Origin of the sequence: Bacillus cereus group sp. MG9, from assembly GCF_040459995.1 — a bacterium.
GTDB lineage: Bacteria > Bacillota > Bacilli > Bacillales > Bacillaceae_G > Bacillus_A > Bacillus_A mycoides.
Map to the genome: position 1 here is coordinate 2440602 of NZ_JARVHC010000001.1, position 23944 is coordinate 2464545.

The window sequence follows — 23944 nt, forward strand, 5'->3', positions numbered from 1 at the left end:
GAAAATAAGATTTGAAAAAGAATTTCCTTTAATGAGCGTATTGAAGAGGATTCTTTTTTCATTTTATAAGTTATATAAACTACAGGTGTAATCAAAAAAGTTTAATTAAAAGAAGGAATCTCAAAATAATTATTTTTTATTAAAAGCTAAATTTAATGAAGAAGAAAACTTATTAATTGTAAATGGATCTAAAGAAAATTTCGAACAATATTTAAGACATTATCTTTTATACCGATTATGTTATTTTGGCGCTTTTAATTGCAAGTATATACTAAAGAGAGGATAGAAATGTACCACCTGCTTTTGCCTTTAGTTGTTCAATACGAGAAAAATGTGGAGGAATATGATGGAGTCAAAAATTCTTATTGTTGATGATGATAAAGAGATTAGAAATCTTATCTCTGTTTATTTGGAAAATGAAGGTCTGAAAACTCAAAAGGCAGAAGATGCTATTGAAGCTTTAAAATTGTTAGAAGAAAAGAAGTTCGATCTTATTATTTTGGATATTATGATGCCTAATATGGATGGTATTGAAGCATGTATGAAAATTAGGGAAGAACGAAATATGCCTATTATCATGCTATCTGCAAAATCAGAGGATATAGACAAAATTCAGGGGCTAGCGTCTGGTGCCGATGATTATTTATCAAAACCGTTTAACCCGTTGGAGTTAATCGCTAGAGTAAAATCCCAATTAAGAAGGTTTAAAAAATACAATACGCATACAGATAATAATAAAAGCATCTTAGAAATTGGTGATTTAACCGTGAATACAGATACACGTCAAGTATGGGTAAGAGGAACGGAAGTAAGGCTAACTCCAAAAGAGTTCGATATACTCAAACTACTTGCTCGTAACAAAGGAATTGTTCTCAGTGTTGCAAAAATATATGAAGCAGTTTGGAAAGATGCTTTTTATAAATCGGATAATACTGTCATGGTGCATATTACAAAAATAAGAGACAAAATTGAAGAGGATTCTAAACATCCAATTTATATTAAAACTGTTTGGGGAATTGGGTACAAAATATGAAGAAGGTTAGTTTTAGAAATAAGATAATTATAAAACTTCTTGGTGCTGTTGCAGTTAGTTTTTTTGTTTCGCTTGGTTTAACAATCCTCACTTTTCTATATGTCATAATACCATTAAATCTAAATCACTATCTTGATGATCTTAGTACATTTGAAAATAATATGCTTACATTTCTTATATTCGCGTTAGCAATCTTTACTTTTATAATCATTTTTTTGATATTGGTTCGAAAGAAAATAATATATTTAAAGCTCATTTCTGATAGTGTTAATGATATTGCCAATGGAAAGCTGGGTTTGACAATTGGGATTGAGGGAAAGGATGAATTGACTCATCTTGCTCAAAATATTAATTATATGTCCAAGGAATTGGAGAATACATTTGAACAAGAAAGACAATTGGAACGTACAAAAAATGAACTCATAACCAACGTATCTCATGACTTACGCACACCGTTGACATCTATTATCGGCTATGTAGATTTATTAAAAAGAGGGCAATACGACAGTAAAGCACAATTACAGGAGTATCTCGAAACCACTTATTTAAAATCACAGAGATTGAAATATCTAATTGATGAACTATTTGAGTACACCCGTTTATCAGACATCGATGCTAAGTTAAACATTAACGAAGTTGATTTATCAGGCTTGTTGGAGCAAATAGTTGGAGAATATATTCCTATATTTGAAAAGGCAGGTTTAAGTGTTCAAAAATCAATAACGGAAGAAACAATACCTATTTTCATGGATGTAGAAAAAATGGTACGTGTTTATGAAAATCTGTTTATGAATGCGATAAAGTACAGCATGAAACCATCCGAATTATCAATATGTCTTGAACTAATAGGTAACAAAGCAATTTTGAAAGTATCAAATAAAGTCGAGAAGCCGCCTGTTAGCGATCCTAATAAATTATTTGAAAGGTTTTTCAGGGGTGATAAGGCCAGAAAAGATGATCAAGGAAATGGACTGGGACTCGCTATTTCAAAAAGAATTGTTGAACTTCATAATGGTAATATACATGCAGAATATAAAGTAGGCTGGATGTCCTTTATTGTTGAACATCCAATTAAATAGAATGGCTTATGGAATGAAAGGTTCCATAAGCTTTTTTTTAAAACTTAAGAAACTTCTTAAGTTAATAATTCAAGTAGGCCATTCATAGTAGACATGATACTGATAAGTTAATTTGATTTATTATTATAAAGTGATTAATCGAATAAAGGGGAAGTTCATTGATATGAATAATGTAAGAGACGATAGTAAATTTAGCAACCAGTGTGTTTTGGTATTCAACCGGGGCACACTGGTTTTATTTTTTTATAAATGTGGAACAAATGTATTACTTAGATTGTCTATTAAGTGTAATCCTAAAAGATATGAAAGTACAGATCATTTCGAAAAATACAAGGGTATTAAAAAGAGGGATATGTGTGGGAACACTAAGTGTCAGTGTGCCTAAAAGGGTGGGATGAGATGGTCTATATGAAAGTGGTTCTAATGTCTTATATGTATATAGAATTTGATAACGCTGTCTATTTTTTGGAGGATTATGTTAAAATAACGTTTTTTTGAGTACAAAGATATTGGAGGTAACAGAAGTGAAAAGTATGTTTTGCAAGAGATTTATTACAATAGTAACAGTGCTTACACTATTTTGTAGCATGGCCGTTCCATTTGGAAGAGCATCAGCGGAAACAGTTCCTGCTATAGACGTAGAAGCAGGATCAGCAATTTTAGTAGAAGCAAATTCCGGGAAAATTTTATATCAAAAAAATGCAGATGAATCATTAGCAATTGCTAGTATGACAAAAATGATGAGTGAATACTTAGTTCATGAAGCGGTGGATAAAGGAAAACTTAAATGGGATCAAAAAGTTAAAATTTCTGAATATGCATATAAGATTTCGCAAGATCGCTCATTATCAAACGTTCCATTAGAAAATGGTGGCTCTTATACGGTCAAAGAGTTATATGAGGCAATGGTAATCTACTCTGCAAACGGTGCAACAATTGCTTTAGCTGAAGAGATTGCTGGAAAAGAAGTCAATTTCGTGAAAATGATGAACGATAAATCAAAAGAGTTTGGAATGAAAAATTATAAATTTGTAAACTCTACAGGTTTAACAAACCATGATTTAAAAGGACATCACCCAGAAGGGACAACTCCAGACGAGAAAAATAAAATGTCCGCAAGAGATTGTGCGATTTTAGCACAACGTCTTATTCAAGATTTCCCGAAAATATTAGATACAGCAAAAATCCCTAAAAAAACATTCCAAAAGGGTGGCAAGTATCCGATTGATATGACGAACTTTAACTGGATGTTAAAAGGCTTAATTAAGCAATACGAAGGTGTAGATGGGTTAAAAACAGGAACTACTCCAGAAGCCGGAGATTGTTTTACTGGTACAGTAGAAAAAAACGGTATGCGTCTAATCTCTGTAGTTATAAAAGCAAACTCTCATACAGCACGTTTTGATGAAACAAAGAAATTATATGATTATGGATTTGCAAATTTTGAAGTGAAGAAGGTCTATGGAAAAGATTCAGTAGTAAAAGGTCATGAAACAGTGCGAGTAGCAAATGCAAAGGACAAAGATGTAGTTGTTCAAACGAAGCAAGCTGTTTCACTTCCAATGCCAAAGGGCAACAAAGACGTTTATAAAAAAGAATTTAAAGTATCGAATAAAGAACAAGAAGCGCCTATTAAAAAAGATGTAACAATTAGTAAAATGACTATATCACCTAAAGATAGTACAGATCCTGGATTTTTATCAGGTAAATCATTACAAGTAGACCTTGTAACAAAATCTGAAGTAGAACAAGCAAATTGGTTTACACGTTTAATGCGCGAAATAGGATCTTTCTTTAGCGGTATGTGGAATAGTGCGGTTGATATAGTAAAAGGCTAACTTTGTAGGATAAAACTAAATATTAGCCTGAAATAAAAGGTTTCAAAGTATTATAGATTCTTATGTGGATGGCTTGGAATGGAAGATTGCATTAATTCTCAAATCTGGTTCTTCGGAACTTTCGGTATTGCAATCAAGCTAAGATAAATTTGTATCCATATAATCAAAAAACGCTATTCTTTTTGTAGAAATATACAGAAAGGATGGCGTTTATTATGAATTGTTCGATTCAAAGGGTTCTGGTGCAAGGTTAGTTTAATAAAGTTACATGATGAAAAAACATTCATTATTCCATCAAGTGACAATTAAAATCGATACCTGGTACTTATTTCTGTTATTAATTTTTATAAAAATTTAATAAAATCTTTTCTTTCTATTAAATATTTTGTTTTAAATTATTTATATAAAGAAATGGAGGCCAGAAAATGAATTTTTTAAAGAAATTTAAGTATCTCTTTATAGCGTGTATCCCTATGTATATAGTTATTCTTTAATTTCAATCGAATAAAAAAGCAAGGTATTCGAGAAAAAAGTACGGTACCATACAGAGAAAACGCTCTCCCATACAAAAGTAAATTGTACCGAAAGTGATAAAAGCGAATGTTATATGGAGGGAACCCCCTAATAATTTCACCTGAAAATCGGTAATTAATGAAACAAACAATAACAAAATGATACATGATTACGAGTTAATATCCCCAAAAGATAGGATTACTAGTGACAATCTTTGATACTGACAAGTGAGGTGACGTCGATGAGAGGGACATTAATAAAAAGTGGAGTATTTATTTTGGTTTTAACAGTAGGGCTATATCTTGCAAAATATGCATATGACCATCATACTAACCGAGTTAAAGTAAGAGACACGATTCAACAAATATCAATAGAGCATGATATACCGCCATGGATTCCTTTATCTATTGCATTCCATGAAAGTAAGTTTGATCGAAACGCAGTCGGAGATCAGGGCACATCATTTGGACTGTTTCAGCTTCATCGAGGTGGACTAGCACCTAAAGATTTAACGAACGAAGATTTGAAAAATATAGAAACGAATACCCGAATTGCAATATCTAATATGATAAATGCATATAACCGTGGTTTACAGCAAAATTTAAAAGGACCAGAGCTATTAAAATATGTTGCTAATACCTCAGGGTGGCCTGGGAATAAGGGTGTTCAATGGACAAATAAGCAGACAGACTATAACGAGGGTTTAGAAAACAGTTTTAAAATGTTTTCTAAACGACAATACGATTTTATAGAATGAAATTTCTTTTTTCTTTCTATTATTATATAACTTATGCCTAAATACGAAAGTTCCCTAAAACAGATACATAGATTGACTTTGTACTGCTTATATTAGGAATTTAAAGAAACAATATGTATAATTCTCCCACTACAATAGTATAGTGGCCTTTATTAACAGCAAAATCTACAATTTACAAGGAGAACATTTTATGAGTAAGAGAATAAAAGAATTAGATTCCATGCGAGGGTTAGCAGCACTTACAGTGGTATTTGGACATTTTTGTTTAATGCTACCATCGTTGCCTAATTCTATTAAATTTTCCCCGCTTAGGTTTTTATGGGCTGGCGGGGAAGCTGTAATCGTTTTTTATATACTCAGTGGTTTTGTGTTATCTATGGCACTTTATCATTCAAAAACAAATTATTGGGGATATTTAATTAAGCGATTTGTACGAATCTATATCCCTTATTATTTTTGGATAATCATTACCTTTGCTTTATTTATTTTGTTCTCGCCGTATGAAGTGGCTGGACTACGGGATTGGTTCTATGATAGGTGGCAAGGGTCTATAACAAAAATAGATATTATAAACCATTTTGTGCTTCTTAATAACTTTTTTACGGAAAATTATAATCCAGTTATCTGGTCATTGGCTCAAGAAATGCGTATATCTATTGTGTTTCCTTTGTTATTCCTTCTTTTTTATAAACTGAGTTGGAAGAAAACGATACTATTTGCTTTGAGCTTTTCTTTAATTAGTGTTTTCCTTAATATGTTGCATATAGGGAAAGCAGAGGGATTTTATAATGGTTATGCCGATACACTGCATTTCACATCGATGTTTATGGTAGGAATGTTACTTTTTAAGCATCAGGAAAAGCTTATCTACTTATATAGGAATATGAAAAAATTTAATAAAGGATTTCTTATTGCATTAGGAATTATTCTATATTTATACTCCATTTTAATTTATGGTTTTTCCCGTAATGATACTACTTTCTTATTAAAAGATTGGGGTGTCGTAATCGGTGTTAGTATATTTATGATAATGGCCATGAGTAACCTAAAAGTGAAAGCATTTTTAAATAAGAGTGTATTTGTATACTTAGGAGAAATTTCATACAGTATCTATTTGTGTCATTTTCCAATCATGATGGTACTATTTAAACTTTTGTATACAAAGATACCTATCTTTTTCCTTCTTGCTTTGTGTATTTCAATGACAATACTTTTTTCTATAGTTTCGTATCATTTAATTGAAAAGAAATGTATCAACTGGGCAAAACAAAGAACAACAAATTTTCGAAAAAAAGTGTAATGCTTGAAGGAATTTTATTTCTTTAGTAAATATACGAATATGACCGATTCCTAAGTATATTAGGAATCGGTCAATTACGGATTCTATATAAATATACTAAAATTGAACAAATTTTTAATTTTATACTTAACTCCAAAAATCCTCTTACTAAAGAGAATCTTCGTAATGTTTTTCCAGACATAGCCGAAAGTACAATTAGTAAAACGCTAGTTTCCTTGTAGCTGCTTGGTCAAATGAAGCTGGTTTCAAGAGGAAGAAATGCTCAATGTATACAGGTTTAATTCTGTATTAATAATTATTAGGGGTAACAACACATCGCTATCTATATCTAAAATGTTATATAAAACTATTGAATATTTTATTCGTAAAAACAGAGGTGTAAAATGAATTTTATTTCCGAACTACTTGTTACCTTTGCAATTCCTACAATACAACTCACATTCTTGTTACTACTCATTTTTGTTTTTAGCTACTTTGTAGTATACAAAAAGGTATGTAAAGGAGGGGGGGAATTTACCGTACAACAAGTTATATTGTTTATATTGATAATAGGATATTATTCCCTTGTATTATCAGCTACTTCATTTGGTCGTCCAGATGATATAACTTCTGCAAGAACAATTGACTTTGATGTACTTAGTGTTTATAAAAAAGCATGGAATACCTTTTCATTTTCTTCTTTTTTCCATATCATTGTGAATATAGGTATGCTTTTTCCGTTAGGAATTTTATTACCTTTATTTAGTAATGTTTTTCAAAAAACAAAATGGATGTTAATCAGCTCAATTATAGCAAGTTTATTGATTGAAATCCTTGAATTTATAATGCAACGTGGAAGTATGGAACTAGCCGATTTACTTCATAATACTTTAGGAATGATGCTAGGATATTCTATGTTAAATATAGTTCTTATATTGTTGAAGAAAAAAGAAACAGATACACAAATGACCAAATATTTATTTCTTCCGATTACAGTAAGTTTTGTTGCACTTGGAATAATGATTTCGTATCAAATGAAGGAATTTGGGAATATGCCTTTAGATCCCATTACAAAAACAGACATGACTGATGTCACTATAAAAACATCAATAGAGTTAAAAGACGAAGGTAATAAAATGCCTGTTTACAAAGAGGAAATTACAAAAATGCCTAATGACAATGAGCCAGTTACAAAAAAATCACATATTCGAGATGTCGAAATTCTGTCTCCCAAAGAAGTATTTCAAAAACTAAAACAAGGAGACTTTGATCCTATAATATCTTTCAAAGCAGGTGATACATTAGTCATTACAGATTATAATATAGATTACTACGCTGATACAAAAGGCTTTTCTCAACCTATATATGTTTTTCAAGTACGCTTAAATGATAATGGGAAAGATAGTTGGTCTCAACCTATTTCTGCGAGAAGATAACGTAGATTTTCATGTTTTTGTTCATGTGAAATAGTTTAATCGAGTTGTCTTGCTCATTTGAAAAATCTCCTATGGAATTTAATTGAAATTGAAAAACATTTAAGAAGAACAATTACGCTGTGGGCTATTGTATAGTGTAGATATGAATAACAAAAAAGGGGAACTATATATGTGGAAGCGATTTGTAGCGATTGGTGATAGTTTTACAGAGGGGATAGGGGATGAAGTTGAGGGAATAGCATTAAAAAGCTGGGTAGATCATTTTGTTCAGCTGTGTGTAGATGATTTAAAATATGCTAATTTTGCAAAGCGTGGGTTAGTAACTAAAGAAATTCGCTCGCAGCAATTGGAACAGGCATTAACTTTTAATCCAGATTTGGTTAGTCTAATTGCAGGTGCAAACGATGTTTTAAAAGGACGTTGGAATCATCAAGCATATAAGAACGATATGGAATGTATGATAGATACATTAAGTAAAGCAGGTGCTGATATTATTATAGCAAACCTTCCAGATTTTACAGTTCGGCTTCCGTTTCCTTCTGAAAAAAAACAAGTATTAAAAGAACAATTATTAGAGGCAAATGAAGTTATACTTTCACTGAGTAGAGAGTATAAGCTACATCATGTTGACTTTTGGAATCATCATTTAGTTAATGACAATACGCTTTGGTCTACGGATTTAATTCATCCAAACTCAAAAGGATATGTAAAAGTTGCTGAATTGATTTTTAGTAGTTTGCCTGTACATGACTCTTTTAAATAAGCTGTAGAATGATCTAAACTCCTGTCGCATGCTGTACAGGGGTTTTTGGTGCGAAAAAGAAGGATATAGAGTGCCTATAAATTATACTTTAAGTAATTCTTTTTATTGTTTATATTTTTGTTATTTTCTGTTGCAGAATCCTTAGTATAAGGATTCTTTTTTTGTATCAATAATCTATAAAGAAAAAAGATGAAATTGGCGGAAATGAACTAAAAGGTATTTTAAATGAATTGTTAAAACAACACTAATAATGATAACGTTCGCTAAATATATTCGTCGTTTGTAAGAATCTTAAAATCCTCCCTTTTGGATGCAGCTTACCCATAAATTTAATTTTTTTGTAAATGTGGAACTATTTCATTACTTACACTGTCTATTAAGCGTTAAAACATTTTTTATTTAACATATTTAGAAAGGAATAATCATTTTTAATTAAGGGAGAAGATTGAATTGAAAAAAATATGGATGCTGCTTTTCTTTTGTTTTGGAGTTATGTTGGTAGGATGCAATAAAGATGAGCCGCCAAAACAAGCATTTGAAGAATATATCAATTTATGGAATGATAAAAAATTTACAAATATGTATGATTATTTATCAGAACATGCAAAAAAAACGATTTCTAAAAAGGAGTTCACAGAGAAATATCAAAAAATTTATGAGGGTATTGGAGTTAAGAATTTAAAAATTAAAACGAAAGGAGCGAATACTAAAGATAAAGAACTTTTTCTTTTTGAAGTTAATATGGATACGGATGGAGGAACAGTTTCATTCATCCATGAAGCAAAACTCGTGAAAGATAAAGATAAGGAATCTTGGAAAATAGATTGGAAACCAGACTTCATTTTCCCAGGTATGAAAAAAGATTACAAAGTACGTATGCAAACAGAGCAAGGAAAACGCGGAGAAATATATGATCGAAATGGAAAAGGGCTTGCAACGAATGGTAAAGCGACTGAAGTTGGAATTATTCCAGAGAAACTAGGTGAAACGGCAGCGCAAACGAAAGAAATAGTAGCACAATTACTTGATATGTCTATAGAAGAGATCAATCAAAAGCTCGCAGCGAAATGGATAAAACCAGATTCCCTTGTACCAATTGGTATTTTAAAAGAGGGAACGAGACAGAATGATTATATTGAATTAGAAGGAGTTTCATCTCGCCCAGTAAATATTCGTACGTATCCATTAGGAGAAGCAGCGGCACACTTAACGGGATATATAGGAAAGGTAAATGCAGAGGAGTTAAAATCGCTTCAAAAAAAAGGTTATCAAGCAGATGATTTAGTGGGTAAGACAGGTTTAGAGAAAGTATTAGAGAATAAATTGCGTGGTGAAAAGGGTGGACGCGTATTTATGGAAGATGAGAACGGGAAAGAGATTAAAAACGTAGCAAAACAAGAAGCAAAAAAAGGGGAAAATGTTACGTTAACTATTGATGCTGCAATTCAAGAAAAAATCTTTAATGTGATGAAAAATGAAGCAGGATCTAGTGCAGCGGTCAATCCTAAAACGGGTGAAACAATCGCACTTGTAAGTAGCCCTGCTTATAATCCAAATACAATAGTTAGAGGAGCATCAAAAGCTCAACGGGAAGCATGGAATAATGACTCGAAACTGCCAATGATGAATCGCTTCACACAAGCGTTTGTACCAGGTTCCGTATTTAAAACGATAACAGGTGCAATTGGTTTGGAAACAAACACAATAAATCCTAAGGAAGAATTTAAAATTCAAGGATTAAAGTGGACAAAAGATTCATCTTGGGGAAATTATTATGTAACACGTGTGAAGGATGCTAGTCCAGTTGATTTTGATAAGGCAATGAAGTACTCTGATAATATTTATTTTGCTCAACAAGCTTTGAAAATAGGAAAAGATCAGTATGTAAATGAATTTAAGAAATACGGATTTCATGAAAAATTACCAATTGAATACGAATTCCCTATTTCAATCATTGCAAAAGATGGGATAAAAAATGATATTCAACTAGCAGACACGGGGTACGGACAAGGACAAGTATTAATGACACCTCTTCATTTAGCATTGACTTATGCACCGATTGTCAATGAGGGTAACATTCCGTCACCGCATCTTATAAAAAAAACAAAAGAAGCGGGAAATTGGAAAGAAAATGTGATTTCTACCAAGAATCAAGAGATATTAAAAAGTGCGTTAATAAAGGTTATTAATGATCCTGATGGTGCTGGGAGAATTGCTAAAGTTGATGGTGTAACTCTCGCTGGTAAGACAGGTACAGCAGAACTGAAAGAATCGAAAGAAGCAGAGGGTAAAGAACTTGGATGGTTTGCAGCTTTCGATGCAAGCGCGCCAAACATGATTGTTACCATGATGATTGAAGATGTAAAAGGAAGAGGCGGGAGCAACGTTCCAGGTGAAAAAATAAAACATGTTTTTCAGAAATAATACTTAATTAGAAGGTGAAATTTACTTCTTTAGTAAATATACAAACCTTACCGATTCAAGATTATATTAGGAATCGGTTAATTTATGTCTAAACGCAGATTTTATGATTTTAATAATCGTATTTAATTACGTGTTTTTTACACAATTAAATACGATTATTTTTTATTTGAAAATTATAAAACAACAAATTTTAAAATGTTAAATTAGATAATTGAAATTTAAAAAATAAGAGCTATTATACTTACCTTTATTTTCAGAAATATTACAAAGCTGTTAGTTTGAAGTAAGGTTATTCAATATAAGTAAGAGGGGAATTTCTTTATACTAAAAGATAAAAGTATTAATTAGATATTTCTAGATAATAAATAGATACATAAATAAAAGGAGCTAAATATATGTATAAAATCATGATTGTAGAAGATGACCAAAAAATTTCTAAACTACTTCAATCCCATATTAATAAGTACGGGTATGAAGGGAATATTACAGAGGATTTTGAAAACATTTTGGCTAACTTTGAAAAAATTCAACCTGATTTAGTTTTATTAGATGTAAATTTACCGAGTTTTGATGGTTTCTACTGGTGCCGACAAATTAGAACGGTCTCTACTTGTCCCATTATATTTATATCAGCACGTAGTGGAGAGATGGAGCAAGTTATGGCACTTGAACATGGTGCAGACGATTATATCACTAAACCGTTTCATTATGAAGTTGTAATGGCAAAAATCCGAAGTCATCTTCGAAGAATTTACGGAGAATACGCACCGAAAGCGGAAGAAAGAGTTGTTCAGCAATCCGGTTTAATACTTTATCCAGAAAAAATGGAATTAAAGCTAAATGATAGCATGTGTATACTGTCAAAAAAAGAAACTGTTTTACTAGAAACTCTCTTACGACAATCTCCTAGTATTGTTAGTCGAGAGAAAATTTTAGAAAAACTTTGGGATGACTATACGTATGTAGATGATAATACGTTAAGTGTAAATGTTACACGTGTCCGAAAAAAATTAGAGGAAATCGGAATAAAAAATGCATTAGAAACAGTTCGTGGTGCTGGATATCGTTTGAAAATAACTTGGAAGAATGATGAGGTATAATAATGAATTTATTTTTACGTGAACATATCCCTTTCATCTGTTTCTCAATCATTCAGCTATTTGTCGTTCTAACTGTTTATTGGCTGGATGGATATAACCACTTATCTACTGCGTTATATAGTGTGTTTTTAGGAGGATGCTTTTTAATTGCGTTTTTACTTTATCGCTACTTTAGCCATCGTAGATTTTATAACAAATTATCCAACCCTTCTGAAACATTAGAGGACTCCTTAGAAGAACTCGATTCCACTCCATTATCAGTAGCACTTCAGCGTGTGTTAAAGACACAATACAGTCAATATCATCAACAGTTAAAGACTTGGGAATATAAACAAAAAGAGCACCTTACATTTATTAATCAATGGGTGCATCAGATGAAAACGCCCCTATCAGTTATTGAACTGATCACACAAGAAGAGAATGGGGAGGTTTTTGAAAGTATTGTGGAAGAAGTAGATCAAATGCAGTACGGATTAGAAATGGTCTTATATATGGCGCGATTACAAACGTTTGAGCAAGATTTTTATGTGGAAAGAGTTTCGTTACAGGAAATCGTTCAAGAAGTAATCCGTGAAAATAAACGTCTGTTTATCCGTATCTATGTTTATCCAGAAGTAAAAGTAAAACAAACTATTATGGTAGAAACCGATAGAAAGTGGCTTCGGTTTGTTATTCATCAAGTGATATCCAATGCCATTAAGTATTCAGCAGGAAGTAGAAAAAACGTTACTATTACTACATTAGAAGAAGAGCGCTCAGTAATCCTTGAAATACACGATCATGGTGTGGGAATCCCAAAAGAAGACCTCCCGAGAGTATTCCGCCCATTTTATACGGGAATAAACGGTCGGAAATTTAAGGAATCTACTGGGATGGGATTATATCTTGTGAAAAATATTATAAAAAGATTGGAACATGATATTGAAATAAAGTCGGAAGTAGGAAAAGGAACAACAATCTGTATTATTTTCCCTTATGAAAATCGTTAGAATGGTATTTAGTCTGACTTTTCAGAAATATTACAGACCTGTTAGATATATGAAAGGTTAATCGATATGAGAAGAAGGGACGCTTAGATAAACTTAGGTTATTAAAAGATAAAAAGGAGCAAAACGATATGGAAATATTAAAGGTCTGTGAACTGAGTAAAATCTATACAGGAAAGGTATCTTATGAAGCGCTCGCCGACATTAATTTGAGTGTGAAAAAAGGAGAGTTTGTAGGAATAATGGGACCATCAGGAAGTGGAAAAACTACTTTGTTGAACATGGTTTCTACTATTGATTCTCCCACATCAGGAGAAATATTGATTAATGGAGAAAATCCATATCAATTATCTCAAAATGAACTGGCATTATTTCGAAGACGTGAATTAGGTTTTGTGTTTCAAGCATTCAATCTTCTTACAACATTAACTGTAAAAGAAAATATTGTTCTTCCTCTGACGTTAGATGGTACTAAAGTTGAGGATATGAATCAGCGTGTAGAAGGTATTGCAGAAAAATTAGGCATTCAAGATATATTAAATAAACGAACATATGAAATATCGGGCGGACAAGCACAAAGAACAGCAATTGCACGTGCTCTAATTCATAAACCTAAATTATTACTTGCAGATGAGCCGACAGGAAACTTAGATTCAAAAGCGGCTAATGATGTAATGGAGTTATTAAAACGATTAAATAAAGAACAAGATGCAACAATGATGCTTGTTACGCACGATCCAGTGGCTGCAAGTTTTTGTGATCGCGTTGTATTTATTAAAGATGGAAAATTATATAACGAAATTTATAACGGAGAAAACCAACAAATGTTTTATCAAAAAATTATAGATGTACTTGCATTACTAGGAGGTCGTAAGCATGACTTTTCAAAGATTCGCTTTTAATAGTATCATTCGAAGTAAGCGGAATTATGCTGCACACTTTCTAAGTAGCTCATTTTCAGTTATGGTTTTTTTCACATATTCACTCTTACTTTTTCATCCTGATTTACAAGGAGAACTAGCCTCCACAAGTAAAACAATGAGCCTTTTAGGAACAATGGGGATGCAAATCTCTCAATATCTCATTTTTGTATTTTCATTCTTCTTTCTTTTATATTCGGTGAGTTCTTTTTTAAAAACAAGAAAAAAAGAATTTGGAATTTTAATCATGCATGGTATGACACCGGCGCAGTTAAATAAATTAATTTTTTTAGAAAATATGTTAATTGGAGTCGCTTCAATTACATTTGGTATCTTAATTGGTTTGATATTTTCAAAGCTCAATTTATTGGCAAGTGAAAATATATTAGCGATTGATAAGGGTCTTCCTTTTTACGTTCCTATAAAAGCTGTCTTTACGACAACTGGCGCATTTTTGATTCTGTTTCTAGTCATTTCGTTGTTTACTTCTAAAATGGTAAAAGCAAACAAGTTAATTGATTTGATGAAATCAGAGGAAAAGCCAAAACCAGAGCCAAAGGCATCAAAAGCATTAGCATTCCTTTCCGTATTATTAATTGGGTTAGGGTATGGATGTGTGTTCTATTTCGTACTAGAAAGAAACTTCATTATGCCTTACTTACTTGGAGGGGTAGTCTTTGTAGTGATAGGGACATATTTTCTATTTTCACAGTTGAGCGTGTATGTAATAAGTGTCTTAAAGAAAAAAGACACTTTGTTTTTTAATAAAACAAACCTTCTTACTATATCTGAATTGGCCTATCGTATGAAGGATAATGCAACTATGTTCTTTATGCTAGCGATTGTTTCCGCTGTGGCCTTCACAGGGATTGGTACATGCCTAGCAATGGGAAATAAGGGATTAACCGAAATGACCAACCCATTTGCATTTACATATACTTCGTTAGGAGAAAATGCACAAGAAGAAGAGCACATTACAGAAATAAAAAAACAACTTACTCGCTCAAATTTCTCTTATCAGGTAGCGGTTACGAATCCTAAATTCACGGAAAATAATTTAGTGCTAATCAAAGTATCAGAGTATAACAAGTTTGCAAAAATCTTCGGGTATGAAATGGAAAAGATAGATAATGATCAAGAAGCGATTATAGTACCCTCAATAATTTCGCAAAAAGAAAAGTATGCAAGAGGAAAAGATATACCCGAGAAAATAGATGTAGTACAGGAAAACTTAGAGATGTCCCTTGGGGTCAAGAAGGCAGTCCCATATATAGTTCTCCCAAATACAATTGGAGCTATTATTGTTGTTTCGGATTCTTTGTACGATACAATCCCGAATAGAAAGACAGAAGATGATTCTTACGTAATGAAAAGTCAATATGGATTTGTAGTGGAAAATTGGGAGAAATCAAGAGTGGTTACAAAAAAATTAGAAGCAACAATGGGTAATAATAATTCGGTGCAAGCACATCATTATTTTAAAGCATTGTATTCTGAATGGATTTTTTCGAAACAAGAGAACGGTATTTTACTTATTGTCAGTGTATTAGTAGGGATCGTATTCTTTACGTTCGCAGCCAGCCTATTATATTTCAGGCTATATGCAGATTTAGAAAGGGAACAACAACAATATGAAATGATTGCGAAGGTCGGTCTAAGTAGAAGAGAGCTAAAGAAAATCGTAACGCGTCAGCTTACGTTAATGTTCTTCTTGCCTTTAATTATAGCGATTATTCATAGTGGTGTCGCTTTTATAGCCTTGCAACAGCTAATTGACTTCTCTGTTTTAAAGATGTCCATTTTAATTATACTAGCCTTTATATCCATTCAAAGTGTGTACTTTTTCACTGTCCGTTGGCGTTATTTACAACGGTTATATAAAAAAATCATGTAACGTATTGATAAAACAAGCAAAGAGGAGAAAAAGAAATGAAAAAAGTAATGAAAGTGTGTATGGCAGGAGTTGTATCAATTTCTATGTTAGGGGCTTGTTCTTTTGGAAAGAAAGAAGAACCAAGGAATGCCGCTTTATTGATTGGGGAAGAACAATCATTAAAAGAAATAGTAAGTCAACATAAAAGTGAAATTAAGACCAACACTTTATATAAAGTGAAAAAAGCAGAAACTGGCGGTAAACAACTATTAATTATGGAACGAAAAACTGCAGAGAAGATGGTTGAGATAGGTGTGTTGAGAGAATCAGATAATGATAATGAAGTATGGAGTTCAGATCCAATAAAGTCATTACCTTCAGCTCCAAAAGGTAAAGCTGTATTATTGGCTAGTAAGAAAAATAAAAAAATTAAGGAATTAACAATTAATGAAAAGAAAATAGAAGCCCAGTATGCTAGCGATATTTGGTTCGGTCACTATCGTAATTCAGATTATGAGGAGCTGATTGTAATTGTTGACAATACTACTTTCAATCAAATTCCTGTAAATGAAACATCAATGGAAATCCTTCATTTCAATAAATCGTATGGTGAAGATAGACCATATAACACAGATGATGTTACGGCTGTACAAGCAGAAACTGAATGGAAAAAACTCACTAAAACTATGGGGAGTCAAGTGGATGTATTAGATGCGGTTTCTATTATAAAAAAATAATGAAAATATATTTAATACAGAAAAACCAGGATGATTTTAAGAATTTATCCTGGTCTTTTTTATTACATTTTTTTAAGAAATATCATCTATCGAAAAAAAAGATAAACAATGGAACAAATGAAACTTGTATCATGTCTATATATTGAAACCATATTAAAAGTGAGGGCAGCTTTATGTTTATTCAAATAAGTTTGAGGTGTGGAAATGGAACAGAAGTTTATTGAAAAATGTAATCATGATGAGCTTGACTATGTTATAAAAGACTATTGGCAAGATGTATGGAATTATTCATTTATTATTACGAAAGATCCACACTTATCAGATGACATCACACAAGATGTATTTATTAAGGTTTTTAAACATTGGAATTCGTTTCGAAAGGAGTCATCTATTAAAACGTGGATATTAAAAATTACAAGAAATACGGCAATAAACTATTTGAAATCCTCTTATTTTAAAAGGATATCTTTAGTGGGATTTTTTAGCGACGATAAGCAATCTCCATCGGCAGAACAAGAATTTTTTAATCAAGAGGAAATGAATGATGTGTGGGATGTTGTATTAAAACTACCTAAAAAACACCGCGAAATACTAATATTGGACGCGAAATATGAATTATCTTATGAAGAAATGGCTGAAACATTAGGTGTATCCATTGGAACAGTCAAATCTAGGTTAAGCAGAGCAAGAAGTAAAGTTTCAAAATTAATAGGGGAGGGTAGAAGTGATGAACAGTAAAAAAAATCCTGACTGGTATAGCAAATTAAAAAATGGACCAATGGAGCGTCGTAAAGATGAAGAAGCATTTATTTATAAAATAAAGCAATCGATATACCAAAATAGTGAAGTAGACTCTGTACCATACAAGAGACCATTTCGTAAAAAAGCATTGCCTATTGTAGTTGTTTTGGTTTGTACAATGTTATTTTTTATTGTTCAACAACCTTGGCTTGATGATAATAAATCACCGGTACAAAGTAGTACTCAAATTAAGCCTAAAACAAAAGATGAGTCTGCTCAAGATCCATCATTAAAACAATTTATGAATGAGTTATATCGAAGTACAAATTCAAAAAATGAAAATGACCTGTATAGAGCGTTAAATGATGAAGTTCTATTTAAAGGGAAAATTTATCAGAAGGATGAATTGAAGTTTGATGAGGATATTTTTCATGAGTTGCAAGTCGCTCTTACAATGGGGGGAGAATTTGCAAATGATACAAAGAAAGTATACAAAGTACCAAGTGGATTGACAGAAAGTAACCAACCAAAGCAATCGCATTTTATATATGCAACTGTTACTGGAAATAAAACGAAAATTTTAGCTGAACCAAAACGAGAATCACAAGTTTTATATGAAGTATCTAATGAAATGGTAAAAGCTTTGATTCCAGAAAAAGCACAGAATGATGGATATATAAAAATATCGACAATTAACGGTTATACTGGATATGTACAAAAAGAGTATGTTTTAACTGATATTAAATATTCTTTCATATTTGAAAAGAATGATGAAGGCATATGGGGAATAACGAATATAGATTCTATTTGGTAAAAGAGGAAGGTTCACTTTAATGAACCTTCCTCTTTATCTTTATCCTCTTTTTGAAGTGAATTCCAGCACTCTAAAATTTCTGATGTAACGAGAGCAGCAATATTTTTTTCTGAATTACTACCAGGAATAACGACAGAAATAGCAATTTTTGGATCTTCGGTAGGAGCATATGCAATGAAAAGAGAATGATTTATCATTCTTTCTTGCTCGTTCGGAGAGCCAGTTATCCCTGTTTTACCCGCGACATGAAAGGGCAAGTTTTTAATCTCCTCTATATTTTGACTCATCCCACCTTGCACGACACTCCAAAATTTCATAGGATAACGATTTGAACTTTCTAAGAGTGGTTTAAACTTTTTTGTTTCCTTATCGTCTTGACCAATAATAGCACTTACGATTTGAGGTTTATATTTATCACCTTTACTTGCCAAAGTTGCTGCATATTGAGCAAGTTGAAGAGGGGTGTGTACTTCATTTCCTCCCCAAGATGCATTTAATAAAGCAGAGATTCCATTTTCAAACTTATTAGATGGATGAAATTCATATTCTCCGTCTTCTTCAAAGGGTAAATCAATACCAGTTTTAGAGCGGAGGCCAAATTGCTTTAAATAATCTGTCCATATATTTGCTACTTTTTCTATATTCCCATTATTTCGGTTGAATAAGGGGAGAGCTACTTTTGCTGTCATAAATGTATTTGATGAATTAATGATAGCTTGACTCGGTGTAATTTCACCTGTTGGTGTTCCAGGAGCATTGGTGATGTTATTTTGATTATCATACTGAAAACTACCATTATCCAAATATGTATCCTCAGGTTGAAAAAGCTTTTCGTTTAATCCGATTAAAATAGTAAGTGGCTTTATAGTAGAGGCCATATTTACATAAGATTCACCATACTTTAATTTTTGAATTGCTTTATTTTGCGAAAGGGATTTAATGTTTTCTTTTTTAGATGATACATGTGTATTTAATATATTTGGATCAAAAACTGCCGAATTGGCCATAGTTAATATTGCGCCAGTTTTTACATCGGTTACTACTGCATAACCAGCATTAGCATCAGGTACTTTCTTAATTTGAGATCTTAGTGCTTCCTCTGTTTTTTGCTGCAATTTAGAGTCTAAAGCTAGCCGGACATCTTTTCCTTTTTGTACTTTTTGAATGTTCCATAAGAACTTTTTATTATTCATTTTAAAAATCAGAGTTTTTCCGGGTTTTCCTTTTAAATCATTTTCATATTGAAACTCAATCCCACTTTTACCAACAGGTACATACTTAGAATTAAGGTCATTTTCTACATACCCAATTACTTGTGAAGCAATTTCGTTCTTTGGATAATATCGAATGAATTCGTCTTTGATCACTACATTTTTAGGTTTATTCTTGTTTATGAATGAAATTTCATTTTCATTTATATCAGAGTATAAGGATATTTCATTCATAGTCTGCTTATTACAGGATTGTTGTAATTGAGATTTTATGTCCTCTGTAGAAATGTCATGTTGAAACTCGTTTGAAAATTGATTGAAAAAAGCTAATGTGTTTGATGTATCTTTATTCGATAGTTTTTCATCATTAGAAGTGCAATATAGAGACTTAACTTTCTTATTTGTAGCTAGTATTACACCATTTTGATCCAGAATTTTTCCTCTTTCAGCTGAAGAAGTTGCGATAGTAATTGAAATGAAGTTGATTTTTAATAAAATTAGTAAAAGCACACTTACAATAGAAAGAACCGCAAAAAATCTCCATCTTTTCGTATGTAACATATAACCCTCCCTTATGTAGCCTATTCCATCTTATAGTTAATTATTTTTTTTGTAAATGTGGAACAACTTTATGATTTAGATTGTCTATTAAGTATTACAGCATGAAGAAAGGAACAATCAGTATGAAAAAAAGTACATGTTAATAGTAAGTCTATGTGTAAGTTTAATATGAGTCATTATACAGTTTAGCATTTCTAATGCAGGCGACAAAAAAATAGAGAAAAAACAGGAAGGGAGATTTATCAATTACACGGCTAAACCAAAAGGAATGGATGCTTACAAGGATTTAACAAAAAAGATAAGACACTATTATAACTGAATAGTGGTTTCTAATATATAGGGAACGCTTTTAGTATATTTATTTACTAAGTATTAGTGAGGATTTCCTGAAGAATTATATGGAGGATTTATGAAAGAACAAAAAGTAAAGAAACAGAAGACATATATATCTATTCGATTGAATATAATGTTCCTTTGCATATTTGTACTATTCTCAGCTATTATTATGCAGCTAGGAAAAGTACAAATCGTTGAGGGAGAGGCTTATAAGAACCAAGTGGAAAACAGTCAAAATGAAACAACTAGTATACCAGTTCCACGTGGACAGATTCTAGATCGAGAAGGGAAAACGGTCGTTAATAATAAATCTCTTCGCACAATTACGTATACAAGGGTGAAGGGGATTACGAGTGAAGATATTTTAAAAACAGCAAAAGACTTGGCGAAGGTACTTGAAATGCCTGAGCAAGATATAAATAAATTAACCGATATCGATAAAAAAGATTTCTGGATGCAATTGAATACGAAACGTGCGGAATCAAAGATTACTAAAAACGACATAGGAAAGTTTAAAGAAAAGGGAATAGAGGGAAAAGAACTAGACAAAAAAATTCAAGACTTAAGACGAAGTCGCGTTACAGAAGTAGAATTGGCAGAATTAACAGCACAAGATTTAAAGGTGTTAGCTATTAAAAGTAAAATGAGTTCAGGTTATCAACTGACACCACAAATTATAAAAAAAGATGTGACAGATCAAGAATATGCGCGGATAAGTGAAAAACTTGCGGAGTTTCCAGGAGTAGATACAACAGTTGATTGGGAACGTAATTATGTAAATGGTAATTTATTTCGTTCCGTGTTAGGTAATATTACAAGTAGTGAAGAAGGATTACCGAAAGAAAACTTAGATTCTTATTTGGTACGTGGATATAACCGTAATGATCGTGTAGGAAAAAGTTATATTGAACAACGATATGAAGATGTATTACACGGCACAAAAGAAGAAGTGAAAAACATTACTGATAAATCAGGAAACATTATAAACACAGAAATAATCTCTAAAGGAAAAAGTGGTAGTAGTTTAACATTAACGATTGATATGGAATTACAAAAGAAAGTGGAAGAAAGTATAGAGAAAAATTTGAGAGCTTTTAAGAGTTCAGAGCCATTGTTGGACCGAGCGTTTGTCGTCATGACAAATCCAAATAACGGACAGATTTTATCTATGGCAGGCAAAAAGATTGTAGAAAAAGAAGGGAAAATAGAGATTGAGGATTTGGCATTAGGTAACATGACAACTTCGTATGAGCTAGGATCAGCTGTAAAAGGCGCAACGTTATTAACTGGATATGAGACAGGGGCAATACAGCCAGGAGATCAATTTTATGATGCACCGATGAAATTTAAAGGTACACAAGCCAAGAAATCATGGAATGTATCCGGATTTGGTAATATTAATGATTTACGAGCTTTACAAGTATCTTCGAATGTATACATGTTCCAGACAGCTTTAAAAATTGCGGGAGTTAATTACGTACCGAATGGTTCATTGGATATTAAACAAGAAGCATTTGATAAAATGCGTTATTATTTTAAACAATTTGGTTTAGGGGTACCAACCGGTATTGATTTACCGAATGAAATAATTGGGCAAACGAGAAAAGTAGATAGTCAACCTGGGTTTTTACTAGATTTTTCTATCGGTCAGTATGATACGTATACGCCATTGCAATTGGCACAATATATTTCAACTATTGCAAATGGTGGATATAGAATGCAACCCCAAATTGTACAAGAAATACGAGAGCAATCAATAAAAGAAGAAGAGGTCGGTAAAGTTATACGCTCTATAGAGCCTGTCGTATTAAATCGAGTTGATATGAAGAAAGAACATATTGATCGGATAAAAGAAGGCTTTAGATGGGTATTCCAAGAAGGTGATGGAACTGGCGTGAAGTATTTCAAAAATGCGCCATATAAACCAGCAGGAAAGACAGGGACAGCTCAAACTGTATATGGTGGAGATGATCCAATTGGTAGAAATGCAAAAGGAGAACGTATGGAATGTTATAACTTAACATTAGTTGGATATGCTCCATATGATAATCCAGAAGTAGCATTTTCTGTAGTAGTCCCATGGCTTCATGATGATAAAAATGGAATTAATTCTATAATTGGAAAGGAAATTTTAGATGTATACTTTGATTTAAAAAAGCAACGTATACATGGTGAAGCTGCTAGTACAGATAGTTCGAATCAAAGATAGTAAAATTTGTGCACTTTTCTCAGGGGAAGAGACCCTGTTTATATAAAAGCCTTTATAAGTTAAAGAAAAAGGAAAATTTGAAATAAGAGATAGCGGCTATCATAGTTGCTATCTCTTACTTTTGTTAATATCTTGGCTACTAGTTAAAAAGGTTTTAAATTTATGGAACAAACTTGTTTCTTAGATGGTCTATTATGTGTACGTATAAAAACAGGTTTTCAAATAGGATACAGTGTATTGAATTTACTACTTGTTTTCAGTATTGAAAATTTGAAAGGAATGATGATTTTGAAAAACAAGAGGATGCTAAAAATAGGTTTATGTGTTGGTATATTAGGTTTAAGTCTTACAAGCCTAGAAGCTTTTACAGGAGGGGCATTGCAAGTTGAAGCGAAAGAAAAGACCGGACCAGTTAAACATAAAAATCATGCGACGTATAAAGAATTCTCTCAACTTGAGAAAAAATTTGATGCTCGATTAGGTGTGTATGCTATTGATACTGGTACAAATCGAACAATTGCTTATCGACCTAACGAAAGATTTGCCTTTGCATCAACCTACAAGGCATTAGCGGCAGGAGTATTGCTACAGCAAAACTCAACTGAGAAATTAAATGAAGTTATCACTTATACGAAAGACGACTTGGTGGAATATTCACCCATTACAGAGAAACATGTAGATACAGGCATGAAACTTGGGGAAATTGCAGAGGCGGCTGTTCGTTCCAGTGATAATACCGCCGGGAACATTTTATTTAATAAAATAGGCGGACCTAAAGGATATGAAAAAGCACTTAGACAGATGGGTGATCGGGTTACTATGGCTGATCGCTTTGAGCCAGAGTTAAACGAAGCTACTCCAGGAGACATTCGTGACACTAGTACAGCGAAAGCCATTGCTACGAATCTTAAAGCTTTTACGGTCGGAAATGCACTTCCAGCTGATAAACGTAAAGTTCTTACAGAGTGGATGAAAGGAAATGCTACAGGAGACAAACTTATTCGTGCAGGCGTACCAACTGACTGGATAGTTGGAGATAAATCAGGAGCTGGAAGTTATGGGACACGCAATGATATTGCTATCGTTTGGCCGCCAAATAGAGCACCCATTATCATCGCAATTTTATCTAGTAAAGATGAAAAAGAGGCTGCCTATGATAATCAACTAATTGCAGAGGCAACTGAAGTGATAGTTAAGGCTCTTAGGTGATAATCTCTCAATTCTTTATTTAATGTAATTGAAAATATGAACTTGGAAAGCGATTCTTTTTAATGTGAAAAGAATCGCTTTCTTGTATTCCTATCATGAATAGTATAAAAGAAAAAATCTATTGG

Annotated in this window: 18 protein-coding genes and 2 pseudogenes; 18 read left to right on the top strand and 2 right to left on the bottom strand. The window is 32.4% G+C overall.

What is annotated here, in order from left to right:
• Positions 1 to 346 precede the first annotated feature (346 nt).
• The 16 genes and pseudogenes from QCI77_RS12460 to QCI77_RS12535 all read left to right on the top strand — a co-directional run bounded on the left by QCI77_RS12460 (position 347) and on the right by QCI77_RS12535 (position 18293).
• On the top strand, positions 347 to 1033 hold the full coding sequence (locus QCI77_RS12460) for a response regulator transcription factor (RefSeq protein ID WP_002085507.1): 687 nt from the start codon (positions 347 to 349) through the stop codon (positions 1031 to 1033).
• Positions 1030 to 2112, top strand: a complete 1083-nt coding sequence (locus tag QCI77_RS12465) for a sensor histidine kinase (RefSeq protein WP_113769427.1) — start codon at positions 1030 to 1032, stop codon at positions 2110 to 2112. The genes QCI77_RS12460 and QCI77_RS12465 overlap by 4 nt, the downstream gene beginning before the upstream one ends.
• A 524-nt stretch (positions 2113 to 2636) precedes the next feature.
• Complete coding sequence (locus QCI77_RS12470) at positions 2637 to 3950, top strand: D-alanyl-D-alanine carboxypeptidase family protein (protein WP_113769428.1); 1314 nt, start codon at positions 2637 to 2639, stop codon at positions 3948 to 3950.
• Positions 3951 to 4704: 754 nt separating this feature from the next.
• Entirely contained in the window at positions 4705 to 5220 is a 516-nt protein-coding gene (locus QCI77_RS12475; protein ID WP_353824961.1) for a transglycosylase SLT domain-containing protein, read from the top strand.
• A gap of 142 nt (positions 5221 to 5362) precedes the next feature.
• A complete protein-coding gene (locus QCI77_RS12480; protein ID WP_353824962.1) occupies positions 5363 to 6520 on the top strand; it encodes an acyltransferase family protein in 1158 nt (385 codons plus the stop codon).
• Positions 6521 to 6609: 89 nt separating this feature from the next.
• Positions 6610 to 6741, top strand: a pseudogene (locus QCI77_RS12485) (Fic family protein); the annotation flags it as partial.
• Between the two features lie 162 nt (positions 6742 to 6903).
• Positions 6904 to 7935: a VanZ family protein gene (locus tag QCI77_RS12490; protein ID WP_113769431.1), complete on the top strand. Its 1032-nt coding sequence runs from the start codon at positions 6904 to 6906 to the stop codon at positions 7933 to 7935.
• Between the two features lie 169 nt (positions 7936 to 8104).
• Complete coding sequence (locus QCI77_RS12495; protein WP_113769432.1) at positions 8105 to 8698, top strand: SGNH/GDSL hydrolase family protein; 594 nt, start codon at positions 8105 to 8107, stop codon at positions 8696 to 8698.
• 450 nt (positions 8699 to 9148) lie between these two features.
• The gene (locus QCI77_RS12500) at positions 9149 to 11122 is read left to right on the top strand and encodes a penicillin-binding transpeptidase domain-containing protein (RefSeq protein ID WP_353824963.1); all 1974 of its coding nucleotides are present in this window, start codon (positions 9149 to 9151) and stop codon (positions 11120 to 11122) included.
• A 395-nt stretch (positions 11123 to 11517) separates the two neighbouring features.
• Entirely contained in the window at positions 11518 to 12222 is a 705-nt protein-coding gene (locus QCI77_RS12505; protein ID WP_002085493.1) for a response regulator transcription factor, read from the top strand.
• Positions 12223 to 12224: 2 nt separating this feature from the next.
• Positions 12225 to 13211: a sensor histidine kinase gene (locus tag QCI77_RS12510; protein WP_353824964.1), complete on the top strand. Its 987-nt coding sequence runs from the start codon at positions 12225 to 12227 to the stop codon at positions 13209 to 13211.
• A 128-nt stretch (positions 13212 to 13339) separates the two neighbouring features.
• Positions 13340 to 14110 (top strand): ABC transporter ATP-binding protein, encoded by a 771-nt coding sequence (locus QCI77_RS12515; protein ID WP_002017024.1) that lies wholly within the window; start codon positions 13340 to 13342, stop codon positions 14108 to 14110.
• Entirely contained in the window at positions 14085 to 16022 is a 1938-nt protein-coding gene (locus tag QCI77_RS12520) for an FtsX-like permease family protein (RefSeq protein WP_353824965.1), read from the top strand. The genes QCI77_RS12515 and QCI77_RS12520 overlap by 26 nt, the downstream gene beginning before the upstream one ends.
• A gap of 35 nt (positions 16023 to 16057) precedes the next feature.
• Positions 16058 to 16738, top strand: a complete 681-nt coding sequence (locus tag QCI77_RS12525; RefSeq protein ID WP_113769435.1) for a lipoprotein BA_5634 family protein — start codon at positions 16058 to 16060, stop codon at positions 16736 to 16738.
• 204 nt (positions 16739 to 16942) lie between these two features.
• Positions 16943 to 17476: an RNA polymerase sigma factor gene (locus QCI77_RS12530; protein ID WP_002127457.1), complete on the top strand. Its 534-nt coding sequence runs from the start codon at positions 16943 to 16945 to the stop codon at positions 17474 to 17476.
• Positions 17466 to 18293, top strand: a complete 828-nt coding sequence (locus tag QCI77_RS12535; RefSeq protein WP_113769436.1) for an SH3 domain-containing protein — start codon at positions 17466 to 17468, stop codon at positions 18291 to 18293. Before QCI77_RS12530 ends, QCI77_RS12535 begins: the two co-directional genes overlap by 11 nt.
• Before the next feature lie 11 nt (positions 18294 to 18304).
• On the opposite strand, the gene QCI77_RS12540 is transcribed toward QCI77_RS12535, so the two are convergent.
• On the bottom strand, positions 18305 to 20065 hold the full coding sequence (locus QCI77_RS12540) for a peptidoglycan D,D-transpeptidase FtsI family protein (protein WP_353824966.1): 1761 nt from the start codon (positions 20063 to 20065) through the stop codon (positions 18305 to 18307).
• A 409-nt stretch (positions 20066 to 20474) separates the two neighbouring features.
• Between QCI77_RS12540 and QCI77_RS12545 the strand changes: the two genes are divergently transcribed.
• Positions 20475 to 22610, top strand: a complete 2136-nt coding sequence (locus QCI77_RS12545) for a peptidoglycan D,D-transpeptidase FtsI family protein (protein ID WP_113769438.1) — start codon at positions 20475 to 20477, stop codon at positions 22608 to 22610.
• Between the two features lie 282 nt (positions 22611 to 22892).
• A complete protein-coding gene (gene bla, locus QCI77_RS12550) occupies positions 22893 to 23819 on the top strand; it encodes a class A beta-lactamase Bla1 (RefSeq protein WP_483298993.1) in 927 nt (308 codons plus the stop codon).
• 19 nt (positions 23820 to 23838) lie between these two features.
• On the opposite strand, the pseudogene QCI77_RS12555 reads toward bla, so the two are convergent.
• Positions 23839 to 23916 (bottom strand): annotated as a pseudogene (locus tag QCI77_RS12555) (undecaprenyl-diphosphatase); the annotation flags it as partial.
• Between the last annotated feature and the right edge of the window lie 28 nt (positions 23917 to 23944).